The sequence below is a fragment of the Brevibacillus fluminis genome (assembly GCF_052072235.1).
GTDB classification, from domain to species: domain Bacteria; phylum Bacillota; class Bacilli; order Brevibacillales; family Brevibacillaceae; genus Brevibacillus_D; species Brevibacillus_D fluminis_A.
Genome location: NZ_CM125436.1, coordinates 1,693,378 through 1,704,345, shown reverse-complemented (window position 1 = coordinate 1,704,345; position 10,968 = coordinate 1,693,378). Strand labels below are relative to the sequence as shown.

Sequence of the window (10,968 nt, the reverse complement as noted above, 5' to 3'; positions counted from 1 at the left end):
AGGAAGGGATTGCATCCACGCAAAAAAACCCCCTGCAGCCAATTCGCTGCAAGGGGTCGCCGTTTATGCGATCTTCTTACGAGAAGAAGAACGATTTCACTGCATATTTGATTGTTTCTTTGTTCATATGAGCGATGGATGTGGTGAGCGGAATGCCTTTCGGGCAAGCCTGCACGCAGTTTTGCGAGTTACCGCAATCCGCGATACCGCCTTTTTCCAGCAATGCTTCCAAACGCTCGCCTTTGTGCATAGCGCCGGTTGGATGCTCATTGAACAAACGAACTTGGGAGATTGCGAACGGACCGATGAAGTCGGACTTCTGGTTTACGTTCGGGCATGCTTCCAGGCATACGCCGCACGTCATGCATTTGGACAGCTCATATGCCCATTGACGCTCAACTTCAGGCATGCGAGGGCCTGGGCCCAGGTCATGCGTACCGTCGATCGGTACCCATGCTTTTACGCGTTTCAGCGCATCGAACATGCGGGTACGGTCTACGGACAGGTCACGCTGTACTTTGAACGTCGTCATTGGAGCGACGCGAACCGGTTGCTGCAGCTTGTCGATCAGCGCGGAACAAGCTTGGCGAGGCTTGCCGTTGATGACCATCGAGCAAGCGCCGCACACTTCCTCCAAACAGTTGGATTCCCAAATAACCGGCTTGGTTTTTTGACCGGATGCGTTAACCGGGTTACGTTGGATCTCCATCAAGCAGGAGATGACGTTCATGTTCGGACGATAAGGAATTTTGAACTCTTCGGTATATGGCGTACTGTCAGGTGTATCCTGACGAGTGATAATCAGGTGAACCAATTTTTCAGCCATGATTAATGACCACCCTTCTTGGATGTAGAGTAATCACGCTTCCGAGGTGCAATCAGCGAGATATCAACATCTTCATAGTAAATCTCAGGTGCAGTTGTTTCCGGATTGTACTTCGCCATGGTGGTTTTCAGGAATTGCTCATCGTTACGTTCCGGGAACTCAGGCTTGTAGTGAGCACCACGGCTTTCGTCACGCTTCAAGGCACCGATGGTCATCGCACGGGACAGTGCCAGCATGTTCCACAGGTGACGCGTGAAGGATGCACCGGCATTGCTCCATTTTTGCGTATCGTTCAGGTTGATGCGCTTGTAGCGTTCCATCAGCTCTTGAATTTTCTCGTCTGTTTTTTGCAGGCGATCGTTGTAACGAACAACCGTCATGTTGGCGGTCATCCAGTCACCCAGCTCTTTGTGGATGACATAAGCGTTTTCGTTGCCATCCATTTTCAGGATGTTGTCGTATTTGTCCTGCTCTTTTTTGGTGTAGCTGTCGAATACGGAGCTGGATACGTCGCTCGAGGATTTCTCCAAGCCGTTCATGTACTCGATCGCTTTCGGACCCGCTACCATACCGCCAAAGATCGCGGACAACAGGGAGTTTGCACCCAGACGGTTAGCGCCGTGCTGCGAGAAATCGCACTCGCCGGCAGCAAACAGGCCAGGGATATTGGTCATTTGGTTGTAGTCAACCCACATGCCGCCCATCGAATAGTGGACCGCAGGGAAAATGCGCATTGGCACTTTGCGTGGGTCTTCCCCAACGAATTTTTCATAGATTTCAATGATACCGCCCAGTTTTACATCCAGCTCTTTCGGATCTTTGTGGGACAGGTCGAGGTACACCATGTTTTCGCCGTTGATACCCAGCTTCATGTCTACGCACACGTGGAAAATCTCACGAGTCGCGATGTCACGCGGAACGAGGTTTCCGTATGCCGGATATTTTTCTTCAAGGAAATACCAAGGTTTACCGTCTTTGTACGTCCAAACGCGTCCACCTTCACCGCGAGCGGATTCGGACATCAGGCGCAGCTTGTCGTCGCCCGGGATGGCGGTCGGGTGAATCTGGATGAACTCCCCGTTCGCATAAATAACGCCTTGTTGATACAGCGCGGAAGCGGCAGTACCGGTATTGATGATCGAGTTGGTTGTTTTACCAAAGATGATACCAGGGCCACCGGTTGCCATGATGACCGCATCAGAAGCGAACGATTTGATTTCGCCGGAACGCAGGTTTTGCGCCGTAATTCCGCGGCAAACGCCCGCTTCGTCCAATACGGCTCCGAGGAAATCCCAATATTCATATTTGGTAACCAAACCTTCTGCTTCGTAACGGCGAACTTGCTCATCCAGCGCATACAGCAGCTGCTGCCCAGTAGTCGCACCGGCAAATGCTGTACGGTGATGCTGCGTGCCCCCGAAACGGCGGAAGTCCAAAAGACCTTCTGGCGTACGGTTGAACATAACGCCCATGCGGTCCAACATGTAAATGATCCCCGGTGCAGCGTCACACATCGCTTTTACCGGCGGTTGGTTTGCCAAGAAGTCCCCACCATAAATGGTGTCATCAAAGTGAATCCATGTAGAGTCGCCTTCCCCTTTTGTGTTGACGGCACCATTGATGCCGCCCTGCGCACAGACGGAGTGAGACCGTTTCACCGGAACGAGGGAGAACAGTTCGACAGGAACACCTTTTTCAGCTGCACGAATGGTTGCCATCAGACCAGCAAGGCCACCACCAACTACGATTAATTTGCTCTTTGCCATGGTTTTTTCCCCCTTTTCCTACTGGATAAATGCTGTGATTGCACGTACTCCGATAAAACCAACCACTACGAAAATGATCATCGTGACGTAGGTTGCGACGCGTTGCGAACGCGGCCCTACGGTAATTCCCCAGTGAACCAGGAAAGCCCAGATACCATTGGAGAAGTGGAATACGGCAGCAAGCGTACCGATAATGTAGAAAATCATGAAGCCTGGGTTGGACAGAACATTTGCCATCATGTCATAGTTCAGTTCAACATTGCCAAGCGCGTATTGAATGCGGGTTTGGAATACGTGCCACGCCAGGAAGATCAGGGTGATCACCCCGGTGATACGCTGCCACAGGAACATTTGGTTGCGGAAATAGCTGAACGTACCGACGTTGTTCTTTGCTTGGAACGCGATGTACAAACCGTAAATTGCGTGGAACAGCAAAGGAATGTAGATAAGAACAAATTCCAGAACAATCAGGAACGGTAGGCTTTCCATAAATCCTACTCCGCTGTTAAACGCTTCAGCGCCTTTTGTTGCTTGGTAGTTGACAGTCAAGTGAACCAGCAAAAAGAGACCGACTGGAACCAAACCAAGTAATGAATGCAGCTTTCGACTCAAAAAGTGATGGCTGTTCGCCATGCAAAGTTCCCTCCTTAATGATATGTAGTGACTTCTCCTTATCCTTGCCCGCAATACAGTGGGTTAGACATACTGAGTCAGCCGACAAAGGTTGTGCCCGCTTTCACATACTGCTACCTGTCATTATAAATGCGGCAGTTACACGAAAGGCAGCAGCTCTCATTGCAGCCTTGTCAAAATATGTCGTTAATAAGAAAAAAGTATAGACATTCTGTGACCAAAACCATTGTACTCCTGTCCACAAAGAGCGTCAAGCCAGTGAATAGACTTATTCTTTTTTTAGATTGAATGATAGTTTTTTTTGTCGATTAAGAGTTTTCGGTCATTAGGCTTCATTTTCATTCATAGAGTATAGCGTAATGCCACTGCTAGACAAAGGAGAGAGTGCCTCATGCGTACAGAAACCAGCCCGCTGCGCTCGCTGATCCCCGCCCCTCTGCTTGCCCGTCTGGAACAGGCCAACATGCCCTATACAGGCTACCATCTGCTCCGGGAGACATTGTTTACCCGCTTGCTCGGCGAAAGCGAGGCATCGATCCTGTATTGGCTTGGACGGGACCTTGGCACGGAGTTGAATATCCAGAGCGAGGACGATCTGGTCTTGACCTTCATCCAACTGGGACTCGGCAAGCTTGAACCCGTGAAGCTTGAAAAGAAATTCGCCGGCTACCGGCTCTCCCATCCGCAGTTCATGTACTATCCGGCAGAACGTCTTTCGCGCTCGCTCGCGCTGGAGTGCGGCATCGTGGCCGGGGCGCTCAGCCGCTTGCATGATCCCTGCCCGCTTCATGGGCAGTTTTTGGTCGTTTGCGCAAAAGACAGCCGCCCTGAACATGCGCTCATTACAATAGAAGAAAAAAGAACGACTTGAGCCTACTTGCAAAAAAAGGGCTTCGCCAGCCAACGGGCAGAACGCCGTTGCCCTTCTTATAAAAAGGCTGGGAACAATTGCTTGCCCGCGTAAGAAAAGCCAGTGGAAGGAATCACTGACTTTTCTTCCTTATTATTAGGCGAAATAAGGGGCAACGATGCGGGCCATTTTTTGAAACTCGACGAGGAAGCCGTCATGCCCGTACTTGGAATCGATGGTGTAGAAATCGACCTCGATTCCGTTTTTCTTCATCAGCTCCGCCATCTCTTCCTGATGCTCGATCGGGTACAACAGGTCATTGGTGATGGCGATGCTGACCACTTTCGCCCGGATATGCTTGATCGCTTCTTCGATCCCGTCACGGCCTCTGCCGATGTCGTGCGTATCCATCGCTTTCAGCAGGTACAGGTAGCTGTTGGCGTCAAACCGCTCCACCAGCTTTTCGCCCTGGTAGCGCAAATAGCTTTCGATCTGGAACGTCGTATCGTACAGATGCTGGCTCGCTTTCGCCTGCAGGCTGCGCCCGAACCGCTCTTCAAACAGCTCTGCCGTCCGGTACGTGATCATCCCGAGCATCCGTGCGGTGGAAAGCCCGTTTTTCGGCCCTGGGCCCGGATAGTAGTGCCCGCCCTGCCATTCCGGATCGTTGCAGATCGCCTGGCGCCCGACGTCATTATAGGCGATGGAGATCGCCGACAGGCGCGAACATGTCGCAATGGGAATGACCATATCCATCATGTCTGGATACGTTACGGCCCATTCATACACCTGCATGCCGCCCATCGATCCGCCGATAACGGCATACAGATGCTCGACGCCGAGCTGCTTCACCAGATGGTATTGGGCGGTCACCATATCCCGCACGGTCACGACGGGAAACGCGGAGCCGTACGGTTTGCCTGTGGACGGCGAACAGCTTGCAGGACCAGTGGTGCCATAACAGCCGCCCAGCACGTTGCTGCAGATGACAAAATAATTGTTCGTATCAATCGGCATGCCTGGCCCGATCAGCCCTTCCCACCAGCCTGCACGCTCCTCGTCGCCCACGGCATACATATCCCCGGTAAGCGCGTGGCAAACCAGAACCGCGTTATTGCGCTCCGAATCAAAGCTCCCATATGTTTTGTACCCTACCTCTACCTGACAGAGCACTTCCCCTGATTCCAGTGTCAACTCATCAATCACAATTTTCTGCAAAATTGCTCACTCCCCTGCCCGCGCATGACCAATTAAAAACCCCTCTTTTCACGTTACGAAAAGAGGGGTGTTCTCATCAGAGTTCGACCCGCTCTTATCTACCAAACGCGCAAAACGTTTGCTGGAATTAGCACCTCTCCGAAAATCGGGGTTGCCGGGCTTCATCGGGCCAGTCCCTCCGCCACTCTAGATAAGAGTTACGATTCAATTTGCATTAATCATACGCTTGCAAGGGCGAGACTGTCAATATTTATTCATTTGTCCCTATATTCCGTGAACGACCGCCACTTCCTGTGCGTCCAGCCGGAAAATCGAATGCAGCGCCCGCACGGCACGGTCCGCGTACTCCGACGCGATGACGCACGAAACTTTAATGTCTGAGGTCGACACCATTTTAATGGAAATTTCTTGCTCGGCCAGCTCGCGGAACATTTCGGCCGCTACGCCTGGATTGTTGACCATACCTGCGCCGACAATCGACACTTTGGTCAATGCTTCTTCATATTCCACCTTGTCGAAGCCCAGCTCGGCACGGCTCGCTTCCAGCGTTTGCAGGGTATGTGCCAAATCGGAGCCTGCCACGGTGAAGGAAATGTTGCTCGCTTTGGCGTCATAGGAGCTTTGGATGATAATATCCACATTCACATGATGGGAAGCAAGCGTGTTGAACAGGCGGGACAATGTGCCGACCTGTGCCGGCATACCTACCACCGTAATTTTTGCCACATCTTCATCATGTGCGACTCCACTAACAACTCTACCTGTTTCCACTGTTTTTCCCTCCTGCACGTAAGTTCCTTCCTCATCTGTAAAGCTGGAGCGCACCACAAGGCAAACTCCATATTTTTTTGCGCATTCGACGGAACGGGGATGCAGCACGCCCGCTCCCAAATTTGCCAGTTCCAGCATCTCGTCATACGAAATCACGTCAAGCTTCTGCGCTGCCGGAACGACGCGCGGATCAGCGGTATACACGCCGGATACGTCCGTGAAAATTTCGCATTTGTCCGCTTTCAGGCTGGCTGCCAGCGCCACGGCCGTCGTATCGGAACCGCCACGGCCCAGCGTGGTGATTTCGCCTTCCTCGGAAATGCCCTGGAAGCCCGCAACGATCACGATGTTGCCCTGCGCAAGCTCCGTTTTCATCCGCTCGTTGTCGATATGCTTGATGCGGGCTTTGCCGTGTACCGATTCCGTGGTGATGCCCGCTTGCCAGCCGGTCAGCGATACCGCCCGATGACCTTTTTCCGCCAGCATCATGGAAAGCAGCGCGATCGTGACCTGCTCGCCCGTGGACAGAAGCATATCCATCTCCCGTTCGTCCGGGTGGGCGCTGATCGCTTTCGCCATGTCTACCAGCACATCTGTCGATTTGCCCATCGCGGAGACAACGACGACCATTTGGTGCCCCGCTTCTTTGTAGGAGATGATTCGATCGGCTACGCGCCCGATCCGTTCAATTGTTCCGACCGAAGTCCCTCCGAATTTTTGCACAACGATTCCCATTGTATTCTCTCCCCACTCCACTTATGTCTGTTGTTCTCTTTTTGTTTTTATCAGTAGGCTCTCTTTATTCTTTTATGCAAAAAAGGCATCGACAAGGAAACTCCTGTCGATGCCTGTAATAGACATAGTAGCTCCTCCTTCCCTTGTACACGCAGCCGAAAAAACCATTCGGCTCCCGTGAGATAGCTCTCCATCTGCATGACGGGTAGATCAGGCAGATGACAGTCCTGTGTTTCTTCAACACAGACCCAGCACACGGCACTTGGGTAGCACCATGCACTTCGGCGAATTCCCCTTTCCGCTCCCGTCTTCGATTCCCAATCTGGTAGGAGGGTACTTATGGTTTTCGCGCCTCTACCTCAACTTCCAAAGGAAAGTGAGGTCTTATGAAGTTGGTGAAACAATAGTGCGATTATAGCAAATCAAAACGCAATTGACAATGCTTCTTCAAACCATTTTTCGCAAATGGCTGATGATCTCCCGGGCGACCTTGTCGCCGATGCCGAGCTGACGGAAATCTTCGACCGTCGCTTCCTTCATCTTCTTGATCGACCCGAAGTGCTGGAAAAGCAGCTTGCGGCGCTTTTCGCCGATTCCCGGAATTTCATCCAGCTGGGAAGACAGCATCGTCTTGGAGCGGGATGCGCGGTGGAACGTGATGGCAAAACGGTGCACCTCGTCCTGGATCCGCTGCAGCAAATAAAACTCGTTGCTGTCCCGCTTGAGCGGAACCGGCTCGGGCGGGTCGCCAAACAGGAGCATCGCCGTCTTATGTTTGTCATCTTTTGCAAGACCGCAGACCGGAATGAACAAGCCCAGCTCGTTTTCCAGCACGTCCATCGCTGCCTGAATCTGCCCTTTGCCACCGTCGATGACGATCAGATCGGGAAACGGCTGATTTTCGCGCAGCATCCGGCTGTAACGCCGGCGAATGACCTCGCGCATAGAGCCGTAGTCGTCCGGCCCTTCCACGGTCTGAATTTTGTATTTGCGGTACTCTTTTTTATCCGGGCGGCCATCGGTGAACACGATCATCGCCGAAACCGGCTCCGCGCCCTGGATATTGGAGTTGTCGAAAGCTTCGATCCGGTGCGGCGTGCCGATCGAGAGCGCATGGCCGAGATTGTGCATCGCCTGGATCGTACGGGCGTCGTCCTTGGACATCAGCGCGAATTTTTCCTCGAGCGCGATCCGCGCGTTTTCGCCCGCCATCTGCACCAGCTCGACTTTTTTGCCGCGCTTCGGCGTCAGCACTTTGACGCCCAGCCATTCCGCCAATAGCTCCGGTTCGCTTTCCTGCGGCAGCAAAATCTCTTTGGGCAAAACTTGCTGCTTGTCATAATAAAATTGTGTCACATACGACATGAAATCTTCCGCAGGCTCGCCATAGTAAGGAAAGGACGTCGTCTGCCGTTCGATCATCTTGCCTTGGCGCATGTAAAACACTTGCACACACATCCAGCCTTTGTCGACGGCAAAGCCGAAGATGTCGCGGTCGACCGTGTCGGTGAAGGTGACCTTTTGCTTTTCCATCACGGCCTCGATATTGCGAATCTGGTCGCGCAGCTCCTTGGCCCGCTCGAATTCCATCGCCTCGGCCGCTTCCATCATTTTCTCGGTCAGCTGGGCCTTCATCGCTTCATGGCCGCCATCGAGGAATCGGTCGATCTCCTCGACGATGCGCTGGTTTTCCGCATCATCCACTTCGTACACACAGGGAGCGAGGCATTGCCCCATGTGATAGTACAGGCATACTTGCTTGGGCAAGGTCTTGCACTTGCGCAGCGGATACAGGCGGTCCAGCAGCTTTTTGACCTCCTGCGCCGCTCCGGCATTCGGATACGGGCCGAAATAGCGCCCTTTGTCCTTTAGCACCTTTCGGGTAATCTCCAGCCGCGGCTGTTTTTCGTTCGTAATCTTGATGTACGGATACGTCTTGTCGTCCTTCAGCATGACATTGTAACGCGGGTCATACTGCTTGATCAGATTGCACTCCAGCACAAGCGCCTCGATGGCCGAGGATACCACGATATATTCGAAATCGGCAATTTCACTGACCAAAAGCTGGGTCTTGCCGTTGTGGCTACCGGTAAAATAGGAGCGCACGCGGTTTTTCAGCACTTTTGCCTTGCCGACATAAATGATTTCGCCATTTTTATTTTTCATCAGGTAACAGCCGGGTTTATCCGGCAGCACCGCCAATTTATCCTTCAAGCTGCTCAAAATCTCAGCCTCCGTTCGAGCAGGATTCTCTTCTCTCAATAGTACCAAAAAAACAGATGTTCTGCTTTCCCAAAAAGAAAAGATAGAAAACAGCGTGCTGCTCTGTCCTCTATCCTTCACTCTAGCTTACACCTTGAAGCGGCCTGTCAGCTCGTGTAATTCCTGGGCCATTTGGTTCAAACTTTCAGTAGAAGCGGCAACTTCCTCCATCGCAGCCAGCTGTTCCTGCGAGGAAGCCGCCACGGCATGGGCATTCGCAAGCGAACCGCGTGCAATTTGCTCGATATAATTGACCGAATCCGCAAATTGCCGGGTGCTTGCCGCCATTTGTTCCGATGCGGACGAAACTTCTTCCATCTGCATCGCCACTTGGTCGACCCGCTGCGTAATTTTTTCAAAAGCCGCTCCCGCTTCCTTGACGACCGACATACCCTCGGACACTTCTGCATAGCCTTTGTCCATCGCCGTCACCGCAGCATTCATCTCGTGGCGGATCACGTCAACCAAGCCCGCGATGCTGTCCGCAGACACTTGCGATTGCTCCGCCAGCTTGCGTACCTCGTCGGCCACCACGGAAAAGCCTCTGCCATGCTCACCGGCGCGGGCAGCCTCGATCGCCGCATTGAGCGCGAGCAGGTTGGTCTGGGCCGAAATCTCGGCAATCGTCTCGACAATCTGGCCGATCTGCTGCGATTTATCCCCAAGCTGGCGCGTCATGCCCGCAGATTGATCCACAGTGAGTTGGATGCGCTGCATCTGTTCCATCACTTTGCGAATCGTCTCATTGCCGTATGCCGCTTCAGCATTTGCCTCTTTGGACGTATGGGCGGCCGTGACGGCCGATTGCGCCACCCGTTCGATCCCGATCGCAATCTCTTCCATCGCCTGCACGCCTTCCTCCACTGAGCGCAGCTGCAGATCAGCGCCGTGTGATACTTCCTGGATGGAGGAGGCGATTTGATGGGTCGCTTCCGACGTCTGCCCTGTGCTTGCCGACAGCTGCTCGGCGGAAGAAGAGAGGCTGATCGCATGGGTGCTGACACCGCGAATCAGTTCGCGAAGTCCCCCTACCATGCTGTTGAAATCGTTGGTCAAACGCCCGATCTCATCTTTCGAGCGGTAGGTACCTGCGACGGACAGGTCGCCGCGTTCCGCCTGTGCCATACATTTTTGCAGCTGCCCAAGCGGAAGCGTAATCATCCGGGACATTTGCCAGCCTAATACAGCAAGCCCAAGCAATACGATCACATTCGCGGCTGTCATCGCCATTTGCGCCTGCCCGACGCTTTGCAGCGTGTCTTCATTCAGCCGTTTGGCAGTCGTGCGCGCATAATCAGCCAGTGTCGTGAGCTTATCGTTTACCTGCGCTCGCAACTGCTGCACTTTGCTGCGGTACAGGTCGTAGGCTTCCTGCTGCTTATGGTCAGCCGCCAGTTCCAACAGCTTGTCATTTTCCGGCAGATAGGCTGCCACCGCAGCTTTATAGGACTCGACCATTTTGCGCATGTTGTCATCCATTTGCGATTTTTCAAACATGGAAAAGCGCACGTCGTTTTCTTGCAGCAGCCGTTTCATCCGCCCGCTTAGCGTGCTTTCCAGCTCTTCATCATGGTTCGCAATCATTTCCAGCGTCGTGGCCGCCAACGTTTCATTATTGATCTGGACCTGCTCGATCCACCCGATCGGGATAAGGTTTTGATTGTACATCTCTTCCGAATTCGCAGCCATGTTCATCATGTAAAAATATCCGACAATTCCTATGCCTGTCATGAAAACGCCTGCAAAGAGGACCAATATTATCAGCTTGACCTTTATCGGCAAATGGCGAAAAAACGACACAGTAGACCTCCCGATGCATCTTCACATCAAATCAGAATATTATGTATGCTTTATATCCTTGCTAAAAACGCCAAAACAGCAGCCCCTCTTGGTCAGGGTGCTGCTGC

General features: G+C 52.7%; 8 protein-coding genes and 2 riboswitches. Of the genes, 1 reads left to right on the top strand and 7 read right to left on the bottom strand.

The genetic code is table 11. The features are described 5' to 3' along the window. Window positions 1-76: 76 nt before the first annotated feature. From sdhB to ACTID9_RS08595, 3 genes are read right to left on the bottom strand one after another with little or no spacing between them, the layout of a single operon-like run. A complete protein-coding gene (gene sdhB, locus ACTID9_RS08605) occupies window positions 77-826 on the bottom strand; it encodes a succinate dehydrogenase iron-sulfur subunit (RefSeq protein ID WP_441070790.1) in 750 nt (249 codons plus the stop codon). Window positions 827-828: 2 nt separating this feature from the next. Then, window positions 829-2,592, bottom strand: coding sequence for a succinate dehydrogenase flavoprotein subunit (gene sdhA, locus ACTID9_RS08600; protein WP_441070789.1), 1,764 nt, complete (start codon window positions 2,590-2,592; stop codon window positions 829-831). Window positions 2,593-2,610: 18 nt separating this feature from the next. Beyond that, the gene (locus tag ACTID9_RS08595) at window positions 2,611-3,225 is read right to left on the bottom strand and encodes a succinate dehydrogenase cytochrome b558 subunit (protein ID WP_441070788.1); all 615 of its coding nucleotides are present in this window, start codon (window positions 3,223-3,225) and stop codon (window positions 2,611-2,613) included. Window positions 3,226-3,616: 391 nt separating this feature from the next. Between ACTID9_RS08595 and ACTID9_RS08590 the strand changes: the two genes are divergently transcribed. After that, window positions 3,617-4,096, top strand: coding sequence for a DUF2507 domain-containing protein (locus ACTID9_RS08590; RefSeq protein ID WP_441070787.1), 480 nt, complete (start codon window positions 3,617-3,619; stop codon window positions 4,094-4,096). A 135-nt stretch (window positions 4,097-4,231) separates the two neighbouring features. Here the strand turns inward: ACTID9_RS08590 and metX are convergent, their stop codons facing one another. The 4 genes from metX to ACTID9_RS08570 all read right to left on the bottom strand — a co-directional run bounded on the left by metX (window position 4,232) and on the right by ACTID9_RS08570 (window position 10,861). Beyond that, window positions 4,232-5,293 (bottom strand): homoserine O-acetyltransferase MetX, encoded by a 1,062-nt coding sequence (gene metX / locus ACTID9_RS08585; protein ID WP_441070786.1) that lies wholly within the window; start codon window positions 5,291-5,293, stop codon window positions 4,232-4,234. Between the two features lie 91 nt (window positions 5,294-5,384). Next, a riboswitch (SAM riboswitch) is annotated at window positions 5,385-5,490 on the bottom strand. A 67-nt stretch (window positions 5,491-5,557) separates the two neighbouring features. Continuing rightward, on the bottom strand, window positions 5,558-6,799 hold the full coding sequence (locus tag ACTID9_RS08580; RefSeq protein WP_441070785.1) for an aspartate kinase: 1,242 nt from the start codon (window positions 6,797-6,799) through the stop codon (window positions 5,558-5,560). Between the two features lie 175 nt (window positions 6,800-6,974). Beyond that, a riboswitch (Lysine riboswitch) is annotated at window positions 6,975-7,164 on the bottom strand. An 82-nt stretch (window positions 7,165-7,246) separates the two neighbouring features. Then, on the bottom strand, window positions 7,247-9,025 hold the full coding sequence (gene uvrC, locus ACTID9_RS08575; protein ID WP_441072503.1) for an excinuclease ABC subunit UvrC: 1,779 nt from the start codon (window positions 9,023-9,025) through the stop codon (window positions 7,247-7,249). A gap of 123 nt (window positions 9,026-9,148) precedes the next feature. Next, on the bottom strand, window positions 9,149-10,861 hold the full coding sequence (locus ACTID9_RS08570) for a methyl-accepting chemotaxis protein (protein WP_441070784.1): 1,713 nt from the start codon (window positions 10,859-10,861) through the stop codon (window positions 9,149-9,151). Window positions 10,862-10,968 lie beyond the last annotated feature (107 nt).